This window comes from Citrobacter koseri ATCC BAA-895, from assembly GCF_000018045.1.
Taxonomy (GTDB): Bacteria; Pseudomonadota; Gammaproteobacteria; order Enterobacterales; family Enterobacteriaceae; genus Citrobacter_B; species Citrobacter_B koseri.
The window spans coordinates 2,838,367-2,859,929 of record NC_009792.1; the positions used below are offsets into that span (position 1 = coordinate 2,838,367).

General features: G+C 54.9%; 23 protein-coding genes. 14 read left to right on the forward strand and 9 right to left on the reverse strand.

What is annotated here, in order from left to right; translation table 11 throughout:
* The first annotated feature begins 88 nt into the window (after window positions 1-88).
* Window positions 89-406, forward strand: a complete 318-nt coding sequence (metJ, locus tag CKO_RS13065) for a met regulon transcriptional regulator MetJ (protein WP_012133855.1) — start codon at window positions 89-91, stop codon at window positions 404-406.
* 117 nt (window positions 407-523) lie between these two features.
* On the opposite strand, the gene rpmE is transcribed toward metJ, so the two are convergent.
* Window positions 524-736 (reverse strand): 50S ribosomal protein L31, encoded by a 213-nt coding sequence (rpmE, locus tag CKO_RS13070; RefSeq protein ID WP_024130659.1) that lies wholly within the window; start codon window positions 734-736, stop codon window positions 524-526.
* A gap of 206 nt (window positions 737-942) precedes the next feature.
* Here rpmE and priA point away from each other — a divergent pair, with 206 nt between their 5' ends.
* The 7 genes from priA (at window position 943) to rraA (ending at window position 8,950) form a co-directional block, all read left to right on the forward strand.
* A complete protein-coding gene (gene priA / locus CKO_RS13075; RefSeq protein WP_012133857.1) occupies window positions 943-3,141 on the forward strand; it encodes a primosomal protein N' in 2,199 nt (732 codons plus the stop codon).
* 155 nt (window positions 3,142-3,296) lie between these two features.
* Window positions 3,297-4,322: a DNA-binding transcriptional regulator CytR gene (cytR, locus tag CKO_RS13080; RefSeq protein ID WP_012133858.1), complete on the forward strand. Its 1,026-nt coding sequence runs from the start codon at window positions 3,297-3,299 to the stop codon at window positions 4,320-4,322.
* Between the two features lie 86 nt (window positions 4,323-4,408).
* A complete protein-coding gene (ftsN, locus tag CKO_RS13085; protein ID WP_024130660.1) occupies window positions 4,409-5,413 on the forward strand; it encodes a cell division protein FtsN in 1,005 nt (334 codons plus the stop codon).
* Between the two features lie 91 nt (window positions 5,414-5,504).
* Window positions 5,505-6,035 (forward strand): ATP-dependent protease subunit HslV, encoded by a 531-nt coding sequence (hslV, locus tag CKO_RS13090; protein ID WP_012133860.1) that lies wholly within the window; start codon window positions 5,505-5,507, stop codon window positions 6,033-6,035.
* 9 nt (window positions 6,036-6,044) lie between these two features.
* On the forward strand, window positions 6,045-7,376 hold the full coding sequence (hslU, locus tag CKO_RS13095; RefSeq protein ID WP_012133861.1) for an HslU--HslV peptidase ATPase subunit: 1,332 nt from the start codon (window positions 6,045-6,047) through the stop codon (window positions 7,374-7,376).
* A gap of 66 nt (window positions 7,377-7,442) precedes the next feature.
* Window positions 7,443-8,372 carry a 1,4-dihydroxy-2-naphthoate polyprenyltransferase gene (gene menA / locus CKO_RS13100; protein ID WP_012133862.1) on the forward strand — a complete coding sequence of 310 codons (930 nt, stop codon included), beginning with the start codon at window positions 7,443-7,445 and terminating at the stop codon, window positions 8,370-8,372.
* Window positions 8,373-8,464: 92 nt separating this feature from the next.
* A complete protein-coding gene (gene rraA, locus CKO_RS13105) occupies window positions 8,465-8,950 on the forward strand; it encodes a ribonuclease E activity regulator RraA (protein ID WP_012133864.1) in 486 nt (161 codons plus the stop codon).
* A 165-nt stretch (window positions 8,951-9,115) separates the two neighbouring features.
* Here rraA and zapB read toward each other — a convergent pair whose 3' ends face one another.
* The gene (zapB, locus tag CKO_RS13110; RefSeq protein ID WP_012133867.1) at window positions 9,116-9,361 is read right to left on the reverse strand and encodes a septal ring assembly protein ZapB; all 246 of its coding nucleotides are present in this window, start codon (window positions 9,359-9,361) and stop codon (window positions 9,116-9,118) included.
* A gap of 390 nt (window positions 9,362-9,751) precedes the next feature.
* Here zapB and CKO_RS13115 point away from each other — a divergent pair, with 390 nt between their 5' ends.
* Both CKO_RS13115 and glpK read left to right on the forward strand, forming a co-directional pair.
* Window positions 9,752-10,597: an MIP/aquaporin family protein gene (locus tag CKO_RS13115; RefSeq protein ID WP_012133869.1), complete on the forward strand. Its 846-nt coding sequence runs from the start codon at window positions 9,752-9,754 to the stop codon at window positions 10,595-10,597.
* A 23-nt stretch (window positions 10,598-10,620) separates the two neighbouring features.
* Window positions 10,621-12,129, forward strand: coding sequence for a glycerol kinase GlpK (glpK, locus tag CKO_RS13120; RefSeq protein ID WP_012133870.1), 1,509 nt, complete (start codon window positions 10,621-10,623; stop codon window positions 12,127-12,129).
* Between the two features lie 117 nt (window positions 12,130-12,246).
* Here glpK and CKO_RS13125 read toward each other — a convergent pair whose 3' ends face one another.
* On the reverse strand, window positions 12,247-12,666 hold the full coding sequence (locus CKO_RS13125) for a helix-turn-helix domain-containing protein (protein ID WP_012133871.1): 420 nt from the start codon (window positions 12,664-12,666) through the stop codon (window positions 12,247-12,249).
* Entirely contained in the window at window positions 12,666-12,974 is a 309-nt protein-coding gene (locus CKO_RS13130; RefSeq protein WP_012133872.1) for a type II toxin-antitoxin system HigB family toxin, read from the reverse strand. The genes CKO_RS13125 and CKO_RS13130 overlap by 1 nt, the downstream gene beginning before the upstream one ends.
* 140 nt (window positions 12,975-13,114) lie before the next feature.
* Between CKO_RS13130 and glpX the strand changes: the two genes are divergently transcribed.
* Together glpX and fpr are read left to right on the forward strand one after the other, a co-directional pair.
* Window positions 13,115-14,125, forward strand: coding sequence for a class II fructose-bisphosphatase (glpX, locus tag CKO_RS13135; RefSeq protein WP_012133873.1), 1,011 nt, complete (start codon window positions 13,115-13,117; stop codon window positions 14,123-14,125).
* 95 nt (window positions 14,126-14,220) lie between these two features.
* A complete protein-coding gene (fpr, locus tag CKO_RS13140) occupies window positions 14,221-14,967 on the forward strand; it encodes a ferredoxin--NADP(+) reductase (RefSeq protein ID WP_012133874.1) in 747 nt (248 codons plus the stop codon).
* Window positions 14,968-15,042: 75 nt separating this feature from the next.
* Here fpr and CKO_RS13145 read toward each other — a convergent pair whose 3' ends face one another.
* Entirely contained in the window at window positions 15,043-15,489 is a 447-nt protein-coding gene (locus tag CKO_RS13145) for a DUF805 domain-containing protein (protein WP_012133875.1), read from the reverse strand.
* Window positions 15,490-15,589: 100 nt separating this feature from the next.
* On the opposite strand from CKO_RS13145, the gene CKO_RS13150 reads away from it, so the two are divergent.
* The gene (locus CKO_RS13150) at window positions 15,590-16,186 is read left to right on the forward strand and encodes a YiiQ family protein (RefSeq protein ID WP_012133876.1); all 597 of its coding nucleotides are present in this window, start codon (window positions 15,590-15,592) and stop codon (window positions 16,184-16,186) included.
* A 114-nt stretch (window positions 16,187-16,300) separates the two neighbouring features.
* On the forward strand, window positions 16,301-17,068 hold the full coding sequence (tpiA, locus tag CKO_RS13155; RefSeq protein WP_024130662.1) for a triose-phosphate isomerase: 768 nt from the start codon (window positions 16,301-16,303) through the stop codon (window positions 17,066-17,068).
* Between the two features lie 82 nt (window positions 17,069-17,150).
* Here tpiA and CKO_RS13160 read toward each other — a convergent pair whose 3' ends face one another.
* From CKO_RS13160 to pfkA, 4 genes are all read right to left on the reverse strand, one after another.
* Window positions 17,151-18,455, reverse strand: a complete 1,305-nt coding sequence (locus tag CKO_RS13160) for an SLC13 family permease (protein ID WP_012133878.1) — start codon at window positions 18,453-18,455, stop codon at window positions 17,151-17,153.
* Window positions 18,456-18,528: 73 nt separating this feature from the next.
* Window positions 18,529-19,278, reverse strand: coding sequence for a CDP-diacylglycerol diphosphatase (locus CKO_RS13165; protein WP_012133879.1), 750 nt, complete (start codon window positions 19,276-19,278; stop codon window positions 18,529-18,531).
* 103 nt (window positions 19,279-19,381) lie between these two features.
* Window positions 19,382-20,371 (reverse strand): sulfate/thiosulfate ABC transporter substrate-binding protein Sbp, encoded by a 990-nt coding sequence (gene sbp / locus CKO_RS13170; RefSeq protein ID WP_012133881.1) that lies wholly within the window; start codon window positions 20,369-20,371, stop codon window positions 19,382-19,384.
* A gap of 207 nt (window positions 20,372-20,578) precedes the next feature.
* Window positions 20,579-21,541, reverse strand: coding sequence for a 6-phosphofructokinase (gene pfkA, locus CKO_RS13175; RefSeq protein ID WP_012133883.1), 963 nt, complete (start codon window positions 21,539-21,541; stop codon window positions 20,579-20,581).
* Window positions 21,542-21,563: the final 22 nt, after the last annotated feature.

Genomic DNA, 21,563 nt, shown 5'->3' on the forward strand with positions numbered 1-21,563 from the left:
TATCGCCTGTACGGTAAACTATGCGGGATTACGGCCAGGCACGACGATTCTGGCCCTTAACTAATGACGAGAAGATTAAAGGTATCTCATGGCTGAATGGAGCGGCGAATATATCAGCCCATACGCTGAGCACGGTAAGAAGAGTGAGCAAGTCAAAAAGATTACGGTTTCCATTCCTCTGAAGGTGTTAAAAATCCTCACCGATGAACGCACGCGTCGTCAGGTGAACAACCTGCGTCACGCCACCAACAGCGAACTGCTGTGTGAAGCGTTTCTGCATGCCTTTACCGGGCAACCATTGCCGAACGATGAAGACTTGCGTAAAGAGCGCAGTGATGAAATACCGGAAGAGGCCAAAATCATCATGCGTGAACTGGGGATCGACCCGGATACGTGGGAGTATTGATTTTTTTGCCGGATAGCAGCGGAAGGATTCAGTACCGCAGGTACTGATAAGCGTCAACGCCATCAGGCAAAGACAAAAAAAGCGCCTTTCGGCGCTTTTTTCTTTGACAGCAATAAGTTATTTGCTGCCCGGGATGCTGAAACGCTTGTTGAAGCGGTCAACACGGCCACCGGTAGCAACATCACGCTGTTTGCCAGTGTAGAACGGGTGGCATTTACCGCACACGTCCAGGTTCAGGTCGTGACCTGCAGTAGAGCGGATTTTGATGACATTACCGCAAGAGCAGTTTGCAGTAATTTCTTCGTATTTCGGGTGAATATCTTTTTTCATGGGGAAACCTCGGTTTAAGGCCGCGTCGCTCTTCCAGCCCTAACGCCAGACACCACGCGATGTTGATAATATAGGTCGATGATACAAATGTGTATCAAAGGCGGCGAATCATACAGAATTTGACCAGCGTATGCAAACTGATCCGCGCTCCCTCATCACAATGTGTATACTAACCCGCCAGAATTCAAGTCAGCCAGGATGATTACATGCCCGTCGCGCACGTTGCCTTGCCCGTTCCGCTACCCCGCACCTTTGACTATCTCTTGCCAGAAGGCATGACCGTCAAAGCCGGGTGTCGGGTGCGCGTGCCGTTTGGCAAACAGCAGGAACGCGTCGGGATTGTGGTGTCGGTCAGCGAACAAAGCGAACTGCCGCTTAACGAACTGAAAGCGGTCGTTGAGGTACTGGACAGCGAGCCGGTCTTTTCGCCCTCCGTCTGGCGTTTGCTGCTTTGGGCGGCGGATTACTACCACCATCCAATGGGTGACGTTCTGTTTCACGCTCTGCCGATTTTGCTGCGCCAGGGGAAACCCGCCAGCAACGCGCCGATGTGGTACTGGTTCGCCACCGAAGACGGCCACGCTATCGATCTCAATAGCCTGAAGCGTTCGCCTAAACAGCAACAGGCGCTGGCCGCGCTGCGGCAGGGGAAGATCTGGCGCGACCAGGTGGCGGATCTTGAATTTAATGACGCGGCGCTCCAGGCGCTACGTAAAAAAGGACTGTGCGAGCTGGCGAGCGAAACGCCCGGCTTTAGCGACTGGCGCACCCATTACGCCGTTTGTGGCGATCGGCTGCGTCTCAATACCGAACAGGCCACCGCCGTTGGCGCCATCCACAGCGCGTCGGACAGCTTTTCTGCCTGGCTGCTGGCGGGCGTTACGGGTTCCGGTAAAACAGAGGTCTATCTCAGCGTACTGGAAAACGTCCTCGCTCAGGGCAAACAGGCGCTGGTGATGGTGCCGGAAATTGGCCTGACGCCGCAAACCATCGCCCGCTTTCGCGAGCGCTTCAACGCCCCCGTCGAAGTTCTGCACTCCGGGTTAAATGACAGCGAACGTCTCTCAGCCTGGCTGAAAGCCAAAAACGGCGAGGCGGCGATTGTCATCGGCACTCGCTCATCGTTGTTTACGCCGTTTAAAAACCTCGGCGTCATTGTGATCGACGAAGAGCATGACAGCTCCTATAAGCAGCAGGAAGGCTGGCGTTACCACGCCCGCGACCTGGCGGTATACCGCGCTCACAGCGAACAAATCCCGATTATTCTCGGCTCGGCAACACCGGCGCTGGAGACGTTATGCAACGTGCGACAAAAAAAGTACCGCATGCTGCGCCTGACGCGCCGGGCAGGCAACGCACGCCCTGCCCTCCAGCATGTGCTGGATTTAAAAGGCCAGAAGATCCAGGCCGGGCTGGCTCCCGCGCTTATCGCCCGTATGCATCAGCACCTGCAGGCAGATAACCAGGTCATTCTCTTCCTTAACCGCCGGGGATTTGCTCCTGCGCTGTTATGCCACGACTGCGGCTGGATTGCCGAATGTCCGCGCTGCGATCACTATTACACGTTGCACCAGGCGCAACACCACCTGCGCTGTCACCATTGCGACAGCCAGCGCCCGATACCGCGTCAGTGCCCTTCCTGCGGCTCCACGCATATGGTGCCGGTTGGGTTAGGGACAGAACAGCTTGAGCAGGCGTTGGCGCCCTTCTTTCCCGGCGTGCCGGTCTCGCGCATCGACCGCGACACCACCAGCCGTAAAGGCGCGCTGGAGCAGCATCTGGCGGAAGTCCATCGCGGCGGCGCGCGCATTTTGATCGGCACGCAAATGCTGGCGAAAGGGCACCACTTCCCGGACGTCACCCTGGTGGCGTTGCTGGACGTTGACGGCGCGCTGTTCTCGGCGGATTTCCGTTCGGCGGAACGTTTTGCCCAGCTTTACACTCAGGTTTCCGGCCGCGCCGGACGCGCCGGAAAACAGGGCGAGGTGGTATTGCAGACCCACCATCCAGAGCACCCTTTGCTGCAAACCTTGCTGCACAAAGGCTATGACGCTTTTGCTGAACAGGCGCTGGCCGAGCGGCAAACGCTGCAACTTCCGCCGTGGACCAGCCATGTGATTGTGCGGGCGGAAGATCATAACAACCAGCAGGCGCCGGTGTTCCTGCAACAGTTGCGTAATCTGATTCAGGCCAGCCCGCTTGCGGATGACAAGCTCTGGGTATTAGGCCCGGTGCCTGCGCTCGCGCCAAAACGCGGCGGCCGCTACCGTTGGCAAATTTTGTTGCAGCATCCGTCGCGAATTCGTCTGCAACACATCGTCAGCGGCACGCTGGCGCTCATCAATACGCTACCCGATTCCCGCAAGGTTAAATGGGTGCTGGATGTCGATCCCATTGAGGGATAACGGGTCACGATGCGAGGCGGATCGTAAAATTAAATATCCATCACACTTTTTATGAAAATTCTGTAACCGCTTCCATTAACTATCTGATAAAAATGTTTTCGATGTGAGTTAAACAAGGATAGTTCTGCGCCTGATTTCCCAGGCGAGGAGAGAGTGTGAAACCGAAGAAACAGGTTGCTGCCGCTACAATGAAAGATGTTGCTATGAAGGCGAAAGTCTCAACAGCAACCGTGTCCCGTGCGTTAATGAACCCGGATAAAGTCTCCCAGTCGACCCGTAACCGGGTTGAACAGGCGGCGATGGAGGTGGGATATTTACCGCAATCAATGGGGCGAAATAGCAAACGGAATGAATCACGCACCATCCTGGTGATCGTCCCGGATATTTGTGATCCCTTTTTCAGTGAAATCATCCGGGGCATTGAGGTTACCGCCGCAAGCCACGGATATCTGGTGTTGATTGGTGACTGCGCGCACCAGAATCAGCAAGAAAAGACCTTTATCAATTTGATCATCACCAAACAAATTGATGGCATGTTATTGCTCGGTTCACGCCTGCCGTTCGACGCCAGCATTGAAGAGCAACGGAATCTGCCGCCGATGGTGATGGCCAACGAATTCGCGCCGGAGCTGGAGCTGCCTACCGTTCATATTGATAACCTGACTGCGGCCTTTAACGCCGTGAATTATCTGCATGAACAGGGGCACCAGCGTATCGGATGCATTGCCGGGCCGGAGGAGATGCCGCTGTGCCACTACCGTCTGCAAGGCTATGTGCAGGCGCTGCGTCGCTGCGGCATTACCGTCGACCCGCATTATATCGCCCGGGGCGATTTCACCTACGAGGCGGGCGGCCACGCGCTGCAACAGCTACTTGCGCTTCCGCAGCCTCCGACCGCCGTGTTCTGTCACAGCGACGTTATGGCGCTCGGCGCGCTCTCCTGGGCCAAGCGTCATGGTCTGAAAGTCCCTGACGATCTGTCCATCATTGGCTTTGATAACATTGCGCTGGCGGAATTTTGCGACCCGCCTCTGACGACGGTTTCACAGCCGCGCTTCGATATCGGGCGCGAAGCAATGCTGCTCTTGCTCGACCAGTTACAGGGGCAAAATGTCAGCAGCGGCTCGCGCTTGCTGGACTGCGAGTTAATTATTCGTGGTTCGACGCGAGCCTTAACTTAAACCTTTAAGACTCACCTATCTGGTCAAAAGCCCGCCGCTTAAGTAACATGGCGGGCTGACGAACGAATAAATACAGCGAAACGATAGTGGCACAACGAGATTATGTACGTCGCGGTCAACCGGCACCTTCGCGGCGCAAAAAGAGCACCTCACGGAAAAAGCAACGCAACACGCCTGCGGTTTCACCCGCAATGGTCGCTATTGCGGCGGCTGTCCTTGTGGCCTTTATCGGGGGTCTGTACTTCATTACTCATCACAAAAAAGAAGAGTCCGAAACGCTGCAAAGCCAGAAAGTGACCGGCAACGGGCTGCCGCCGAAGCCGGAAGAGCGCTGGCGCTACATTAAAGAGCTGGAAAGCCGCCAGCCGGGCGTGCGTGCGCCAACCGAGCCTTCTGCGGGCGGCGAAGTGATGAACCCGGAGCAGCTCACCAGCGAGCAGCGTCAGCTACTGGCGCAAATGCAGGCGGATATGCGCCAGCAGCCGACCCAGCTTAACGAAGTGCCGTGGAACGAACAGACGCCTGAACAGCGTCAGCAGACATTGCAGCGCCAGCGTCAGGCACAGCAGCAGGTACAACAGCAGCAGTGGGCTAACACCCAGCCGGTTCAACAGCCGCGTACGCAGCCACGCGTGACGGAGCAACCGTACCAACAGCCACAGCAGCAACCGCGTACGGCGCAGACTGCACCTGCACAGCAGCCACGCCAGACGCAGCAGCCGAAGCAGACGACATCCCAGCAGCCTTATCAGGACCTGTTGCAGACGCCTGCGCACACCACGACTTCTCAGCCTAAAACGCAGCAGGCCGCGCCGATCGCGCGTGAACCTGAAGCGCCAAAACAGACGGCAGAGAAGAAAGATGAACGTCGCTGGATGGTGCAATGCGGCTCCTTCAAAGGCGCCGAGCAAGCGGAAACCGTGCGCGCCCAGTTGGCTTTTGAAGGCTTTGACTCCAAAATCACCACCAACAACGGGTGGAATCGTGTGGTCATCGGTCCAGTCAAAGGCAAAGAGAATGCAGACAGCACCCTTAACCGCCTGAAGATGGCGGGTCACACAAACTGCATTCGACTCGCCTCCGGGGGTTGAAACCCCCAAAATCCCCCCCATTTATATTTGCATTATGCCCCGTACCGCGTGCGGGGCCTGTATTCTGCATTTGTAACCAAGGGGTCTGCTCGTGACAACAATAGTAAGCGTACGCCGTAACGGCCATGTGGTAATCGCCGGTGATGGTCAGGCCACACTGGGCAATACCGTAATGAAAGGCAACGTGAAGAAAGTTCGCCGTCTGTACAACGATAAAGTCATTGCGGGCTTTGCAGGGGGAACGGCAGACGCATTCACGCTGTTCGAACTGTTTGAGCGTAAACTGGAAATGCATCAGGGCCACCTGGTCAAAGCCGCCGTTGAACTGGCGAAAGACTGGCGTACTGACCGTATGCTACGCAAGCTCGAAGCGCTGCTGGCCGTCGCAGATGAAACCGCTTCACTGATCATCACGGGTAATGGCGATGTCATACAGCCGGAAAATGATCTGATTGCTATCGGCTCCGGTGGTCCCTACGCCCAGGCTGCGGCACGCGCACTGTTAGAAAATACCGAACTGGGCGCCCGCGAAATTGCTGAAAAGGCGTTGGATATTGCAGGCGATATCTGCATTTACACCAACCACTTCCACACCATTGAAGAATTACCGTCTAAAGCGTAAGGATCTCCCATGTCTGAAATGACCCCACGCGAAATCGTCAGCGAACTGAACAAGCACATCATTGGCCAGGACAACGCCAAGCGTTCCGTGGCGATTGCACTGCGTAACCGCTGGCGCCGCATGCAGCTCAACGAAGAGCTGCGCCATGAAGTGACGCCAAAAAATATTCTGATGATCGGCCCGACCGGCGTAGGTAAAACCGAAATCGCGCGTCGCCTGGCAAAACTGGCCAACGCGCCGTTCATCAAAGTTGAAGCGACAAAATTCACCGAAGTCGGTTATGTGGGTAAAGAAGTGGATTCCATTATCCGCGACCTGACCGACTCCGCGATCAAAATGGTGCGCGTTCAGTCTATTGAGAAAAACCGCTACCGCGCAGAAGAAATGGCGGAAGAGCGTATTCTCGACGCGCTGATCCCTCCGGCGAAAAATAACTGGGGTCAGGCTGAGCAACAGCAAGAGCCGTCCGCCGCGCGCCAGGCATTCCGCAAAAAACTGCGTGAAGGCCAGCTCGACGATAAAGAAATTGAGATCAATCTCGCAGCCGCACCGATGGGCGTTGAAATTATGGCGCCTCCGGGAATGGAAGAGATGACCAGCCAGTTGCAGTCCATGTTCCAGAACCTGGGCGGCCAGAAACAAAAACCGCGTAAGCTGAAAATCAAAGACGCGATGAAGCTGCTGATTGAAGAAGAAGCGGCCAAACTGGTGAACCCGGAAGAGCTGAAACAGGAAGCCATCGACGCCGTTGAACAGCACGGGATCGTGTTTATCGACGAAATCGACAAAATCTGTAAACGCGGCGAATCCTCTGGCCCGGACGTTTCCCGCGAAGGCGTACAGCGCGACCTGCTGCCGCTGGTAGAAGGCTGCACCGTCTCTACCAAGCACGGTATGGTGAAAACCGACCACATCCTGTTTATCGCCTCCGGCGCGTTCCAGGTGGCGAAACCGTCTGATCTGATCCCCGAGTTGCAGGGGCGTCTGCCGATTCGCGTTGAGCTGAAAGCGCTGACGACGGAAGATTTCGAACGCATTCTCACCGAGCCGAACGCGTCCGTTACCGTTCAGTACAAAGCGCTGATGGCGACCGAAGGCGTGGACATCGAGTTTACCGAGTCCGGCATCAAACGCATTGCCGAAGCGGCATGGCAGGTAAACGAAACCACCGAAAACATCGGTGCGCGTCGTCTGCATACCGTTCTGGAACGTCTGATGGAAGATATCTCCTATGACGCCAGCGATCTGAATGGTCAGAGCATAACAATTGATGCGGAATATGTGAGCAAACATCTGGATGCGCTGGTCGCAGATGAAGATCTGAGTCGTTTTATCCTATAATCGCGTTCAATGCATTTTCATCACTGTTGATGGGGCTGAAAAGCCCCATTTTTATTGGCGCTAAATATGACTGAACAACAACAAATTAGCCGCTCCCAGGCCTGGCTGGAAAGTTTACGACCGAAAACGCTGCCGCTCGCGTTTGCGGCAATCATCGTCGGTACAGCGCTGGCATGGTGGCAAGGGTACTTCGATCCCCTGGTTGCGCTGCTGGCGTTGATCACCGCCGGGCTGCTGCAAATCTTATCGAACCTTGCCAACGATTATGGCGACGCCGTCAAAGGCAGTGATAAGCCTGACCGCATCGGGCCGCTGCGCGGGATGCAAAAAGGGGTGATCACCCGGCAGGAGATGAAGCGGGCGCTGATCATTACCGTGGCGCTGATTTGCCTCTCCGGTCTGGCGCTGGTGGCTGTCGCATGTCATACGCTGACGGATTTTGTCGGATTCCTGGTGCTGGGCGGCCTGTCGATTATCGCCGCGATTACCTACACCGTCGGGAACCGTCCTTACGGCTATATTGGTCTGGGCGACATTTCCGTGCTGGTGTTCTTTGGCTGGCTCAGCGTAATGGGCAGCTGGTATCTACAGGCGCATACGCTCATTCCTGCGCTTATCTTACCTGCTACCGCCTGCGGACTGCTGGCGACCGCCGTGCTCAACATCAACAATCTGCGCGATATCAACAGCGATAAAGAAAACGGTAAAAACACGCTGGTGGTACGTTTAGGCGCGGTTAACGCACGTCGTTATCACGCCTGCCTGTTGATGGGTTCACTGGTCTGCCTGGCGCTGTTTAACCTGATTTCGCTGCAAAGCCTGTGGGGATGGCTGTTCATCCTGGCCGCACCGTTACTGATTAAACAGGCGCGTTATGTGATGCGCGAAATGGAACCCGCTGCGATGCGCCCGATGCTGGAACGTACCGTTAAAGCCGCGCTGTTGACTAACCTGCTGTTTTTCGTCGGGATTTTCTTAAGCCAGTGGGCGGTTTAACTGACAAATATCAATGAACAATTGATGATTTTGCAAACAGTACGCATAGCGCGATATACTAAAAATTCTCGCAGCAACTGAACGTTAAGCCTATGAAATACGATACTTCCGAGCTTTGTGACATCTACCAGGAAGATGTCAACGTCGTGGAACCACTGTTCTCTAACTTTGGAGGACGGTCGTCGTTTGGCGGACAAATCATCACGGTAAAATGTTTCGAGGACAACGGGTTGCTCTACGATCTGCTCGAACAGAATGGCCGTGGTCGCATTCTGCTGGTCGATGGCGGTGGTTCTGTCCGTCGCGCGCTGGTCGACGCCGAACTGGCGCGTCTGGCTACGCAAAATGAATGGGAAGGGCTGGTCATCTACGGCGCGGTGCGTCAGGTAGACGACCTGGAAGAGCTGGATATCGGCATCCAGGCGCTTGCCGCGATTCCGGTAGGCGCCGCAGGTGAAGGAATCGGGGAAAGCGACGTCCGCGTCAATTTTGGCGGCGTGACCTTCTTCTCCGGCGATCATCTCTACGCCGACAATACAGGGATAATCCTCTCCGAAGACCCACTTGATATCGAGTGATCAAAAAAGGCACCGTAAGGTGCCTTTTTTATTGCGTTGCCGCTCATAAACGATGCCGACTGTAGGCCTGATAAGCGTAGCGCCATCAGGCGATATTGCAGTGCCGGATGGCGGCTTACGCCTTATCCGGCCTACAACGCTGAGCGCAGCCAACACCGCTACGGCTCAGACTTCTTCCATACGACCCAGCAGCGCCTGCAAACGATCCTGCCACCCGCTCTGCTGTTCTTTCAGATGGTTGTTCTCACGCTCCAGCTCTTCACGCTGATGCTGAGCAGACTGTACATCCTGCGCCAGGCTGTTGTTCTTTTCTTTCAGCTCTTCGATTTCCATCTGCAAAAGCGTAATGGTATCAATCGCCTGCTGTACTTTTGCTTCCAGTTTCTCAAACACTTCTAATGACATGGCCATACCTCTCCTGAATTGCAAGGCGACGCTTCACGTAAACGCGCACAATATATAGTGCCGATTGTATGAAGCCGCGCCATCCCTGTCCAGCGACATACCGCGTAGATTGCGGTTTGCAACACTTTTCATCCTTGTCCTGGTGACATAACTCACATAACTCTAAAGTGTTAACATATTGGTTAATGAAATGATTCAGCTCACACTCCTGGTTTGTCGTAAAACGCGCTTCATGGCGCGATAACGCTCATTTTATTGACGCAGTACACACATTTTGATTTCGATATTTCTCGTTTTTGCTCGTTAACGATAAATTAACAGTATGCCTACAGGCATCGAAGGCGTCAGTGACCTCTTCGCAAACAATAAACATTAAACTCTCTTCAGGATCCGATTATGAGTCAAACATCAACCTTAAAAGGCCAGTGCATTGCTGAATTTCTCGGTACTGGGTTGTTGATTTTCTTCGGTGTGGGTTGTGTCGCTGCTCTTAAAGTAGCAGGTGCTACTTTCGGTCAGTGGGAAATCAGTATCATCTGGGGTCTGGGGGTGGCGATGGCTATCTACCTGACAGCAGGTGTCTCCGGCGCACATTTAAATCCAGCCGTAACAATCGCACTGTGGCTGTTTGCCTGTTTCGACAAACGCAAAGTTGTTCCTTTTATCATTTCTCAAGTTGCCGGCGCGTTTTGCGCAGCGGCATTAGTTTACGGGCTTTACTACAATCTTTTCGCTGATTTTGAACAAACGCACCACATCGTCCGTGGCAGTATCGAAAGTGTTGATCTGGCTGGCACTTTCTCAACATATCCAAATCCACATATCAATTTTGTGCAAGCCTTCGCGGTTGAGATGGTAATTACCGCTATTCTGATGGGGCTTATTCTGGCGCTGACCGATGATGGTAACGGCGTGCCGCGCGGCCCACTGGCTCCTCTGCTCATTGGTTTACTGATCGCAGTAATTGGCGCCTCTATGGGGCCGCTGACCGGGTTTGCGATGAACCCGGCGCGTGACTTCGGCCCGAAACTGTTCGCCTGGCTCGCTGGCTGGGGGAACGTTGCCTTGACTGGCGGTAAGGATATTCCTTACTTCCTGGTACCGATGTTCGGCCCGATTGCGGGCGCCATTCTGGGCGCATTCGCCTATCGTAAACTGATTGGCCGCCATTTGCCGTGTGATACTTGCGTGGTTGAAGAGAAGGACACCACCACTACCGCACAACAAAAAGCTTCGCTGTAATGTGACTACGGGACAAAAAAATTATGACTGAGAAAAAATATATCGTTGCGCTCGACCAGGGCACCACCAGCTCCCGCGCCGTCGTGATGGATCACGATGCGAATATCGTTAGCGTGTCGCAACGTGAATTTGAGCAAATCTACCCGAAAGCAGGCTGGGTAGAACACGACCCAATGGAAATCTGGGCCACCCAAAGCTCAACGCTGGTTGAAGTGCTGGCGAAAGCAGACATCAGTTCCGATCAGATCGCAGCAATCGGTATTACTAACCAGCGTGAAACCACCATCGTCTGGGAACGTGAAACCGGCAAACCGATTTATAACGCAATTGTCTGGCAGTGCCGCCGTACCGCCGAAATCTGCGAACGCCTGAAGCGTGACGGCATGGAAGATTACATCCGCAACAACACCGGTCTGGTGATTGACCCGTACTTCTCCGGCACCAAAGTGAAGTGGATTCTCGATCACGTAGAAGGCTCCCGTGAGCGCGCACGTCGCGGTGAACTGCTGTTCGGTACGGTGGATACCTGGCTTATCTGGAAAATGACGCAGGGACGCGTACACGTCACGGATTACACCAACGCTTCACGTACCATGCTGTTCAACATCCATACCCTGGACTGGGATGACAAAATGCTGGATGCGCTGGATATCCCGCGCGCTATGCTGCCGGAAGTGCGTCGTTCTTCAGAAGTGTACGGCCAGACGAACATCGGGGGTAAAGGCGGCACGCGTATTCCAATCGCCGGGATCGCCGGTGACCAGCAGGCGGCGCTGTTCGGCCAGCTGTGCGTCAAAGAGGGGATGGCGAAAAACACTTACGGCACCGGCTGCTTTATGCTGATGAACACCGGCGAGAAAGCGGTTAAGTCCGAAAACGGACTTTTGACCACCATCGCCTGTGGCCCGACCGGCGAAGTGAACTATGCGCTGGAAGGGGCGGTGTTTATGGCTGGCGCATCCATTCAGTGGCTGCGTGATGAGATGAAACTCATCAGCGACGCATTCGACTCTGAATATTTCGCCACCAAAGTGAAAGACACCAACGGCGTATACGTTGTACCGGCCTTTACCGGTCTGGGCGCGCCGTACTGGGACCCGTATGCGCGCGGCGCCATCTTCGGTCTGACCCGTGGCGTAAACTCCAACCACATCATCCGTGCAACGCTGGAATCGATCGCTTACCAGACGCGCGACGTGCTGGAAGCGATGCAGGCGGACTCCGGTATTCGCCTGCACGCCCTGCGCGTTGACGGCGGCGCGGTTGCCAACAACTTCCTGATGCAGTTCCAGTCAGACATTCTTGGTACGCGCGTTGAGCGCCCGGAAGTGCGCGAAGTGACGGCGCTGGGTGCGGCGTATCTGGCAGGTCTGGCGGTGGGTTACTGGCAGAACCTGGATGAGTTGCAGGAAAAAGCGGTCATCGAGCGTGAATTCCGTCCAGGCATCGAAACCACCGAGCGTAACTTCCGTTACAGCGGCTGGAAAAAAGCGGTCAAACGCGCCCTGGCGTGGGAAGACCACGAAGAGTAATACTGATCTGCCGGATGGCGGCTTCGCTTATCCGGCCTACAGGTACTTATTATAATTTGATTACCATAGAGTAATACCACTCCAAAAGAGCGGTATTACTCGAATGTAAGACATGGTTTAAAGAAACCACTCTGGCTTCACACCGAAGCGAGTAGAGAGTGCCTTAATGTGAGCGATAGTCAGAGAGCGCTGACCAGATAAGATCTGACTCACCAGCGACTTTGAACCGATCTCCTCTTTCAGGTCTGAGTAGGACAGCTTGTACTGGTCAATCAGAGTACGTAGCAGCGCCACGCCAACCGGCATTTCAGCGATACCTTTATTGAACTCAGCGAAACGGTCGCTGTTATCCTCATAGTCGGCAATTTTGCTCGCCAGGAAGTCAATGAGCGGGTTCTCATCGTCGTTCTCGATCAGATAATCCACCAGAGACAGCGCTTCACGGTAATCGCTCTCTGAAGAGCTGCCTCCCAGGAAAGGAACAGCGGCGACGAGTTGTTTGGTTGCTTCAATGGCTTTTGCAGTGTCGGTATTCATTATTTGTTCTCCCTGTAATAGCGGGTCAACTTGTCATATTCAGCGTGGGTGCTGATGTGCTTCACATAGAAGCGTTTATTCACAAAATTGATGTAGGCGATAACCCTCAAGTTGTTGCCTCCCACATCCAGAACCCACCATTTGTTCCGGTACTTAAAATTGTCCAGGCTCGGTATCAGAGTTCTCATCTCAGTCGGAGAAGAGAAGTCCGTTTCACGCATTAAGCGGTACAGCGACCGTATGGCTAACGAATCGTTGGGATATCGCTTTGCCGCTTCCTCAAAAGGTTCTTTTGAAATGACGTGCATCTTGCGTTCGTTCCATCCGTTTACATTATGTGAACACCATAACATGGTATTTTACTGTTTACAATATGTGAACACTTCCTTCAGATTGCCCCCTCCCCTGTGCTACACTTCGCGCCATTCCTTTCTGCTACGAGTTTGCTATGAGACGAGAACTTGCCATCGAATTTTCCCGCGTAACGGAAGCGGCGGCGCTGGCTGGCTATAAATGGCTGGGACGCGGCGACAAAAATACCGCTGACGGCGCGGCGGTAAACGCCATGCGTATTATGCTCAACCAGGTCAATATTGACGGCACCATTGTCATCGGCGAAGGCGAGATTGATGAAGCGCCCATGCTGTTTATCGGTGAGAAAGTCGGCACCGGCCGTGGCGATGCGGTAGATATCGCCGTCGACCCTATCGAAGGCACCCGTATGACGGCGATGGGCCAGGCGAACGCGCTGGCGGTTCTGGCGGTCGGCGATAAAGGCTGTTTCCTCAACGCGCCGGATATGTACATGGAAAAACTGATCGTCGGGCCGGGCGCTAAAGGATCTATCGACCTGAATCTGCCGCTGGCGGACAACCTGCGCAACATCGCAGCCGCCCTCAGCAAACCGCTCAGCGAACTGACGGTTACGATTCTGGCCAAACCGCGTCATGACGCGGTGATTGCAGAGATGCAGCAGCTTGGCGTGCGCGTATTCGCCATTCCTGATGGCGACGTGGCGGCCTCTATTCTGACCTGTATGCCGGACAGTGAAGTGGACGTGCTGTACGGCATTGGCGGCGCGCCGGAAGGCGTTGTCTCCGCAGCGGTGATTCGTGCGCTGGATGGCGACATGCAGGGCCGTCTGCTGGCGCGTCACGACGTCAAAGGCGACAGCGAAGAGAACCGCCGCATTGGCGAGCAGGAGCTGGCACGCTGTAAAGCTATGGGCATTGACGCCGGTAAAGCGCTGCGTCTGGACGAAATGGCGCGCAGCGATAACGTCATCTTCTCCGCCACCGGGATCACCAAAGGCGATCTGCTGGAGGGGATTAGCCGCAAAGGCAATATCGCTACCACCGAAACGCTGCTGATTCGCGGCAAATCGCGCACTATCCGCCGTATTCAGTCCATCCACTATCTGGATCGCAAAGACCCGGATGTGCAGGCGCATATCCTGTAACTGATTTGTTCGATTGAGCCTTCCGGCCCTTCGGGGCTGGAAATCTTTCGTTCAACGAACGAAGATAAGGGTATTGCAGCAGACAGGAGAAGATCATGGCAGATTGGGTAACAGGAAAAGTCACGAAGGTACAGTACTGGACCGACGCCCTGTTTAGTCTGACCGTTCACGCCCCCGTTCATCCCTTCACCGCAGGCCAGTTTACCAAACTCGGACTGGAGATCGATGGCGAACGCGTACAACGCGCCTATTCCTATGTGAATGCGCCCGATAATCCCGATTTAGAGTTTTACCTGGTGACGGTTCCCGAAGGCAAACTCAGCCCACGTCTGGCGGCGCTTAAACCTGGCGATGAAGTACAGGTGGTGAGTGAAGCGGCGGGGTTCTTTGTTCTGGATGAAGTGCCTGACTGCGACACCCTGTGGATGCTGGCGACCGGAACGGCCATTGGCCCTTATTTGTCGATTCTGCAACTCGGTAAAGACCTGGAGCGCTTTAACAACCTGGTACTGGTGCATGCCGCGCGTTACGCCGCTGATTTAAGTTACCTGCCGTTAATGCTGGAATTGCAAAAGCGCTACGAAGGCAAGCTGCGCATTCAAACTGTCGTCAGTCGGGAAACCATCGCAGGCTCGCTTACCGGGCGCGTCCCCGCACTGATTGAAAGCGGCGCGCTGGAAGCGGCGGTCGGTTTACCGATGGACACCGAGACCAGCCATGTGATGCTGTGCGGAAATCCGCAGATGGTGCGTGATACGCAACAGCTGCTGAAGGAGACCCGGCACATGACCAAACACCTGCGTCGTCGTCCTGGGCACATGACCGCTGAGCACTACTGGTAAGCACGGTCGCAGGCCCGGTAAGCGCCAGCGCCACCGGGCGCTCTGCCGGATAGCGGCATAAATGCCTTATCCGGCCTACGGTTTATCGCCTGCCTGAGGCTCTGCTTTAAACTTCACATCCTGCGTTTCTTTGCCGAACTTATTCTCGCCCTGAGTGCCGACAAACGCCCCCAGATCGATAAACATCATGACCAGAATGAGCGTCGGGACAAAGCGCCCCACGACCCACTGCCACATTCCCGGCAACATCACCCAATTTCCGGCCAGCAGCATCCACGCCAGAATCATCAATAACGCCCACAGGCCGGAGCGCCCCCGGTCATGCAGACGCTTAACCGTGACCGCCGCCGTGGGCCAGAGCAGACACACCAGACAAAATGCCGCCGTCTGGATATCGAGTAAATTCTTGCTCGCCAGCGAAAACAGCACCAGCATGCCGACAAACCAGAGACCGAGCCAGATCCAGAAATCACGGCGTCCAATACGCCCTTTAAATGAGAATAACCACTGCTGTATGGTCATGTAAGTTCCTTTATTATTGCCTTCGCTGTCAGTTTACCCTTTTGACAAGCCCGACAGTTATCGTTTTAATCGTGAGCAGTCCTAACGAAAGGTAAGATTGATGAAGCCAGGGTGTACACTGTTTTTATTATTGTTTTCCGCCATAACTGCGAGCACAACGGTGCTGGCGGAGGCATCGCCGTCTGCGACGACCGCGCCCTACCTGCTGGCTGGCGCGCCGACGTTTGATCTCTCCATCAGCCAGTTTCGCGAAAACTTTAATCAGCAAAATCCCCAGCTTCCACTGAACGAATTTCGTGCTATCGACAGCAGCCGCGACAGGGCGAACCTGACCCGCGCCGCCAGCAAGATCAATGAAAATCTGTACGCCTCAACGGCGCTGGAGCGCGGTACGTTAAAAATCAAAAGTATGCAGATTACCTGGCTTCCCATTCAGGGGCCCGAGCAAAAAGCCGCCAAAGCCAAAGCGCAGGAATACATGGCGGCGGTGATCCGCACCGTCGCCCCGCTTCTGACAAAAGAGCAAAGCCAGCAAAAACTGCAAAAATTACTCACAGCGGGCAAGAATAAGCACTACTACGCCGAAACGGAAGGCGCGATTCGCTATGTTGTCGCAGACAACGGGGAAAAAGGGCTGACCTTCGCTGTTGAACCGATTAAGCTAGCGCTATCGGAGAATCTGGAAGGGCTGAATTAAGTGACAAAAAGCAAAGCCTTTCGAGGGAGGGATCTCTATACTGTTTCACAGACCATGCCGTCCCTGAAGGGCGGCCATCTTCCTTAATTCGCTGACAAAGCGTGGAGAAATGAAATGCGACATCCTTTAGTGATGGGTAACTGGAAACTGAACGGCAGCCGCCACATGGTAAACGAGCTGGTGGCTAACCTGCGTAAAGAACTGGCTGGCGTTGCTGGCTGTGCAGTTGCGATTGCACCGCCGGAAATGTATATCGACATGGCGAAACACGCCGCTGCCGGTAGCCACATCATTCTGGGCGCGCAGAACGTTGACCTGAACCTGTCTGGCGCATTCACCGGTGAAACTTCTGCTGAAATGCTGAAGGATATCGGCGCGCAGTACATCATCATCGGCCACTCTGAGCGTCGTACTTACCACAAAGAGTCTGACGAGCTGATCGCGAAGAAATTCGCCGTGCTGAAAGAGCAGGGTCTGACTCCGGTTCTGTGCATCGGTGAAACCGAAGCAGAAAACGAAGCTGGCAAAACCGAAGAAGTCTGTGCTCGTCAGATCGACGCGGTACTGAAAACTCAGGGCGCTGCGGCGTTTGAAGGCGTGGTTATCGCTTACGAACCTGTATGGGCGATCGGTACTGGCAAATCCGCCACTCCGGCGCAGGCGCAGGCTGTTCACAAATTCATCCGTGACCACATCGCCAAAGCTGACGCGAAAATCGCTGAGCAAGTGATCATCCAGTACGGCGGTTCCGTAAACGCAGCTAACGCGGCAGAACTGTTCGCTCAGCCGGACATCGACGGCGCGCTGGTTGGCGGTGCTTCCCTGAAAGCTGACGCGTTCGCGGTGATCGTTAAAGCAGCGGAAGCGGCTAAACAAGCTTAATGCTGTTGTGGCGGGTGGCGCTTGCGCTTACCCGCCACACAAAATCACAGGCCCGGTAAGCGTTAACGCCACCGGGCTTTTTTTACAAACGCCCCAGTAAACTAAACCACACGTAATCCAGCGGCAACAGCACCAGATACGTTGCCAGCGCCAGTGCCAGACACAGCGTCATGCCTGGTTTTGCCGGGACTTTCCCTAATGCCATCGCCACCACAATCGGCGACGCCTGATAGGGCAACAGCGGCGTGGAGTACCCCAATACCTGAATCATAATCACCGACAGCAGCGGAAAACCGGTTGCGTCGGAAAAACTCTGCGCCAGCGTGGTATACAGCGCCGGAACGCCGTTCGCCGTCATAATAAAATTCAGCGCGGTGGTAATGCCGGTCAGCGCCAGGAAACTGGTGAAGGGCTTTTCCGGGTCCAGCGGCATGACATGCAGCAGCGCCTCGCCCACCGCATTGCCAATGCCGGTTTGCGTCACGGTGATCGCCAGCCCCAGAATGCCTGCCACATAAATACAGGTGCGGATATTCACGCCGCTGGAAAACTCTTCCCCGTTGATAAACCCCACGCGCGGCAACAGTGTGATCACCGCCGCCGCCAGCCCGGTCCACGCCGGGCCAATACCGTGCCAGCTTTCGCTGACCCACATCGCCAGCACCACCGCCAGCATCCACGCCAGCCGTTTCTCCGCACGGCTCATCGGCGCAGGCGGCGTCAGGTCGCGAGGCGCATGCGGTTTACCGGGAAACAGCCAACAAATCAGGACGATTAACAGCGCGCCTTTCAACCAGCCCAGAACAGGCGTATGCAGCAGAAGATACGGCAGATAGTTCAGGTGGATGCCATACGAGCCTTCCGCCGCCCCGCTCATCACCAGGTTAGGTACGTTAGCAGGCAGGATGGTCGCGGAGAGCTGGAAGGTTCCAAAGCCCACCGCAAGCGCCAGTCCGTACCAGGCGCGCGTGCCATCGGCAATCCCGGCACGTTTCGCCATCGCCGCGACAATGGGCATCAGCAGCGCGATACGCCCCATATTGGACGGCATCACAAACGCCAGCGCATAACTGAGCAGCACCACGCTTGCCACCATCAGCGGCCATGAGTCGGTCAGTCTGGCGGATAAGGCGCGCGCCGCCCTGTCTGCCAGCCCTGTTTTGCGAATCGCCACCCCCAGCACAAAACCGCTAAAAACCAGCCAGAAAGCCGACGAGGCAAAACCGCCAAAAATGACGTCCGGCGGCGCGATCTTCGCCACCATCGCCACGGTAAAGAACAGCAGCGCAGTAATAAACTCCGGCAACAGCGAGGTTGCCCAGAGCAGAATGGTCACGCCGACCACCAGCGAAGGAATGAACAGAGGGTGTGTAAGCCAGAGCGACATGCCTGTCTCCTGTTGTTTTTTTCAACAAGAATACGGAGACAGGCAGGTGGAGTAAACGCCAGATTAGGTGGGGTTACTGCAAAATCTCACATTGATGATCCTGAATTTCCTCAGCGGAAGCGAGGTTAAACGCCAGCAGGTTGCGCTGCGTCGCCAGCAAAACAAAAGAGTCGTCGCTCTGGCGCACCACCGCCAGTGCATAGCTGCCCATGTGCTCACGCGCATCCGGCACCTCTTCCGCCAGCATCATGAACGGGCTGCGTTGCGCCAGCTCGCTTTCCGTCACCCGACGCGCCAGATATTCATTCCCGCGCAATCCGCCCGGCAGCGGCAGCCAGCGGGTACTCACTTTCGCCAGATTATCATCCAGTTGCGCTCGCACATCAGGGCGCAGGCAGGAGATGTGGATATGAAAGTGGTTTTGCGTCCGCCCGGAGCGTGAGTTAATCGCCAGCGAAATGGCGCTATCTGGAATATCTTTGCCGTACTTTTGGCTCATAAAGCTGCGCGCCTGCCAGGCTAGCCAGAAGAAGTTCGGCGTGTAGGGCTCCACCAGCAGCGGGCTTTCCGTACCGTTGATGCGGTACGTCGGCATCAACAGATACTGCAACGGGCCATTACGATCTTTAAACACGACATACCCGGCATCCGGTTTCACTTCAGCGCATGGCGCAGGATTTTGCTGTTGCAGTTGGTTCGGTACGCATTGTTGCAGAACAATATCCCGCAATGCGTTCGGATTAGCGGCCAGCTTCCAGTAGCCAATGCCCGCGACGGCGGCAACAATCACAACCGCCAGCAAAAAATAACCTGTTTTTTTCATTACTCATTCCCTGTCTCTTATTGACGTGCAAGAGTAACGCAAAATGATGACAAATAAAAAAGCCCGGTCGCACGATGCCACCGGGCTGGAAAAGCAATTTACATTAGCGTTTGCTGATTTGGTCGAACGTACCGCCATTAGAGAAATGCTCTTTCTGCGCTTTCGTCCACCCGCCAAACTCCTCGTCAATGGTGAAGAGTTTCAGCTTCGGAAATGCATTTTCATATTTCTTCGCCACTTCAGGGTCGCGTGGGCGATAGAAGTTTTTCGCCGCAATTTCCTGCCCTTCCGGCGAGTAGAGATACTTCAGATAGGCTTCCGCCACGGCTTGCGTCCCTTTTTTCTCCACGACTTTATCCACCACGGAGACGGTCGGTTCTGCAAGAATTGATTCGCTCGGCGTCACGATTTCAAATTTATCTTTGCCCAGTTCGTTCGTCGCCAACAGCGCTTCGTTCTCCCAGGCGATCAGCACGTCGCCAATCCCACGCTCAACAAAGGTGTTGGTTGAACCGCGCGCGCCAGAATCCAGCACTTCCACGTTCTTAAATAACGCTTTTACGAAGTCCTGCGCTTTGGCCTGATCGTTGTTGTTGTGGTGCAGGGCGTATCCCCACGCAGCCAGATAGTTCCAGCGTGCGCCGCCAGAGCTTTTCGGGTTCGGCGTAATCACCGACACGCCCGGTTTTACCAGGTCGTTCCAGTCATGGATTTGCTTCGGATTGCCTTTACGCACCAGGAAGACGATGGTGGACGTGTACGGCGCGGAGTTGTCCGGCAGACGTTTGATCCAGTTTTTGTCGATACGGCCGCGCTCTGCAATGGCATCAACGTCATAAGCCAGCGCCAGCGTCACCACATCGGCCTCAATACCGTTAATGACTGACGTCGCCTGCTTACCGGAACCGCCATGTGACTGACGGATCACCACGTTGTCGCCCGTTTCTTGTTTCCAGTGCGCGCTAAACGCTTTGTTGTACTGATCGTACAGCTCGCGCGTTGGATCGTAAGACACGTTAAGTAACTGAATATCCTTCGCCAGAACGCTGGTCGATGCCAGCAATAATGTTAACCCCACGCCCCATTTATTCATCGCCCAGCTCTCTTATGTAGTGTTGTGATGAGTAAAGCGTGCCAGAAAGGAATCCAAACATTAAAGAATAAAAAAAGATTGGCTATAACTTGAGGGAATAAATGAAGGATATTGCCGGATGCTGGCTAGCGCCTTATCCGGCCTACAGGCCGTACTGTTGTAGGCCGGGTAAGGCGAAGTCGCCACCCGGCACAATACACACAACGATCAGTACAGCTTTTTAGCGCAATCCAGCCAGTCACCTTTGAACGGACGCTTCATGTTTTCGATAGCGTCGATGATGTCATGGTGAACCAGTTGTTCGTTCTGGATGCCCACACAACGTCCGCCAAAACCTTCCAGCAGCAGTTCAATGGCATATGAGCCCATACGGGAAGCCAGAATACGGTCGTAAGGCACCGGAGAGCCGCCACGCTGGATGTGACCCAGTACGGTCGCACGCGTTTCACGGCCAGTCTCTTTCTCGATGTAGTGCGCCAGTTCATCAACGTCACACATATGTTCGGTGATCGCGACAATCGCGTGTTTTTTACCTTTCGCGATGCCCGCTTTGATTTCCGCAACCAGATCGTCACGGCTGAATTCCACTTCCGGCACCACAACAAACTCACAGCCCCCAGCGATAGCCGCCGCCAGGGTCAGGTCGCCGCAGTAACGCCCCATCACTTCAACGATGGAGATACGCTGGTGAGAGGAAGAGGTGTCACGCAGACGGTCAATCGCTTCCACTACCGTACCCAGCGCGGTGAAATAACCGATGGTGTAGTCAGTGCCTTTGATGTCGTTGTCGATCGTGCCCGGCAGACCGATGCACGGGAAGCCCATTTCAGTCAGACGTTTTGCACCCATATAGGAACCGTCACCGCCGATAACAACCAGCGCGTCGATGCCACGTTTTTTCAGGTTTTCGATAGCCACTGCGCGAACATTTTCATCGCGGAATTCCGGGAAGCGCGCGGAGCCGAGGAAAGTACCGCCACGGTTGATCATGTCGGACACGCTGTAACGGTCGAGCTGAACCATACGGTCTTCATACAGACCCAGGTAGCCATCATAAATACCCATTACTTCCAGTCCTTCCGTCAACGCTGCGCGTACAACACCACGGATTGCTGCGTTCATGCCAGGCGCATCACCGCCGCTTGTCAACACACCGATTTTCTTAATCATGACTACCTCTGAACTTTGGAAT

Bases quoted from the DNA above. Each gene is read 5' to 3' on its own strand.
- fpr (WP_012133874.1), top strand. From the start codon at position 14,221: ATGGCAGATTGGGTAACAGGAAAAGTCACGAAGGTACAGTACTGGACC.
- glpK (WP_012133870.1), top strand. From the start codon at position 10,621: ATGACTGAGAAAAAATATATCGTTGCGCTCGACCAGGGCACCACCAGC.
- pfkA (WP_012133883.1), bottom strand. From the start codon at position 21,541: ATGATTAAGAAAATCGGTGTGTTGACAAGCGGCGGTGATGCGCCTGGC.
- CKO_RS13125 (WP_012133871.1), bottom strand. From the start codon at position 12,666: ATGAATACCGACACTGCAAAAGCCATTGAAGCAACCAAACAACTCGTC.
- CKO_RS13130 (WP_012133872.1), bottom strand. From the start codon at position 12,974: ATGCACGTCATTTCAAAAGAACCTTTTGAGGAAGCGGCAAAGCGATAT.
- metJ (WP_012133855.1), top strand. From the start codon at position 89: ATGGCTGAATGGAGCGGCGAATATATCAGCCCATACGCTGAGCACGGT.
- rpmE (WP_024130659.1), bottom strand. From the start codon at position 736: ATGAAAAAAGATATTCACCCGAAATACGAAGAAATTACTGCAAACTGC.
- menA (WP_012133862.1), top strand. From the start codon at position 7,443: ATGACTGAACAACAACAAATTAGCCGCTCCCAGGCCTGGCTGGAAAGT.
- CKO_RS13150 (WP_012133876.1), top strand. From the start codon at position 15,590: ATGAAGCCAGGGTGTACACTGTTTTTATTATTGTTTTCCGCCATAACT.
- zapB (WP_012133867.1), bottom strand. From the start codon at position 9,361: ATGGCCATGTCATTAGAAGTGTTTGAGAAACTGGAAGCAAAAGTACAG.
- sbp (WP_012133881.1), bottom strand. From the start codon at position 20,371: ATGAATAAATGGGGCGTGGGGTTAACATTATTGCTGGCATCGACCAGC.
- CKO_RS13160 (WP_012133878.1), bottom strand. From the start codon at position 18,455: ATGTCGCTCTGGCTTACACACCCTCTGTTCATTCCTTCGCTGGTGGTC.
- glpX (WP_012133873.1), top strand. From the start codon at position 13,115: ATGAGACGAGAACTTGCCATCGAATTTTCCCGCGTAACGGAAGCGGCG.
- CKO_RS13165 (WP_012133879.1), bottom strand. From the start codon at position 19,278: ATGAAAAAAACAGGTTATTTTTTGCTGGCGGTTGTGATTGTTGCCGCC.
- hslU (WP_012133861.1), top strand. From the start codon at position 6,045: ATGTCTGAAATGACCCCACGCGAAATCGTCAGCGAACTGAACAAGCAC.
- rraA (WP_012133864.1), top strand. From the start codon at position 8,465: ATGAAATACGATACTTCCGAGCTTTGTGACATCTACCAGGAAGATGTC.
- priA (WP_012133857.1), top strand. From the start codon at position 943: ATGCCCGTCGCGCACGTTGCCTTGCCCGTTCCGCTACCCCGCACCTTT.
- CKO_RS13145 (WP_012133875.1), bottom strand. From the start codon at position 15,489: ATGACCATACAGCAGTGGTTATTCTCATTTAAAGGGCGTATTGGACGC.
- tpiA (WP_024130662.1), top strand. From the start codon at position 16,301: ATGCGACATCCTTTAGTGATGGGTAACTGGAAACTGAACGGCAGCCGC.
- CKO_RS13115 (WP_012133869.1), top strand. From the start codon at position 9,752: ATGAGTCAAACATCAACCTTAAAAGGCCAGTGCATTGCTGAATTTCTC.